Origin of the sequence: Peptoniphilus indolicus ATCC 29427 (genome assembly GCF_000227315.1) — a bacterium.
GTDB classification, from domain to species: Bacteria; Bacillota; Clostridia; order Tissierellales; family Peptoniphilaceae; genus Peptoniphilus; species Peptoniphilus indolicus.
On sequence record NZ_JH165124.1, the window covers coordinates 1 to 1,159 of the forward strand.

The 1,159-nt window shown below is 28.5% G+C and carries 1 protein-coding gene; it reads right to left on the reverse strand.

Going from position 1 to position 1,159, the window contains the following annotated elements; genetic code table 11:
* Nucleotides 1–417: 417 nt before the first annotated feature.
* Complete coding sequence (locus HMPREF9129_RS10260) at nucleotides 418–1,140, reverse strand: hypothetical protein (RefSeq protein ID WP_004823545.1); 723 nt, start codon at nucleotides 1,138–1,140, stop codon at nucleotides 418–420.
* Between the last annotated feature and the right edge of the window lie 19 nt (nucleotides 1,141–1,159).

The following is a 1,159-nucleotide window of genomic DNA, read 5'->3' on the forward strand; positions in this document are numbered from 1 at the left end:
GTAACCCAGAACAAGATGTCTGGGTATTATAGTTAAATTTTAGAAGCATATTTTACTCTTTACACTCGGATAGCATTTTAACAATGCATCCCAGGTCATATAACAAACCAAGTATAAAAAGAATAACAAGAAATGTCTTTAAATTTCCATGGCAGTAGTTTCTATCAAAAGTACCAATGTAAATAAATGGATATCGTATCAATAAAAAGAATTGGCTAAATTTTGGTGTATTTATGTCTTTTAAACTGCTACCATATTTTTTTAAGCCAAAAACTAAGATTATCGCTCCAAAAACTGCAACAATATTTTTAAATAAGTCATTTTCAAGTAAAAAACTTAGCAGAATAATATTGTTCAGGCAATAAATAGTAACCATATAATAAGTAGTAACCATATAAAAATATCCTTTTTTTACTTTCAATGTTCAAAACCAGAATAGTCGTTAACCCAACTTATTGTGCCGGTTGTAGTATAAGGACCAGTGTAATCAAAGTATCTGTATAGCTTAGCATAACGCTGTTTTTCATATTTTGAATTATTTCTATCACTGCGTACTCTTGTGTATACTCTATAATAGATTACAGGAATACCGTCATTAATTAATTCTGAAATAAAGGAAAATACTGAGTTTGTAATTAGTGCTGCAACACCACTAGCAGAGCCAATTATAGGACCAACTATCACAGAAACAACAATGCCTACAGCAATTCCAACTGTTACATTAGTAGCTAAATTAGATCTTGTTTCAGATATATACCAATCAGTCCAATTTCCATAAGACATTAATCCTATAGAGTTTAAACTATTTTTATTTAATGAAAAATTTTGTAGAGAATCTGTTGGAATTTGTCCAGAAGTCCATAATATTTCTCCAAGTTCATTTTTTACGATTATTTCTTTGTAATCAGAAAAGATGTTTACTTCTACAAATTCCGTTGTATTTTTTATTTTATCTACAACAGAGGTTTTTATATAAGAATCAGATACAATAATATCTTCTACAACAAAATCTTTAGGTGTATATAAGATGTCATTTTCATGCTCATTACCTATTGCATGAATAAGTGATGGGAAATTAAATTGAAAAAAGATAACGAGTAGCAAAACGATTGAGGTTATTGATTTATATTTTTTTATCATAATGTACCTCCTAAATATG

Coding starts and splice junctions, on each gene's coding strand:
- HMPREF9129_RS10260 (WP_004823545.1), bottom strand. CDS start 1,140: ATGATAAAAAAATATAAATCAATAACCTCAATCGTTTTGCTACTCGTT.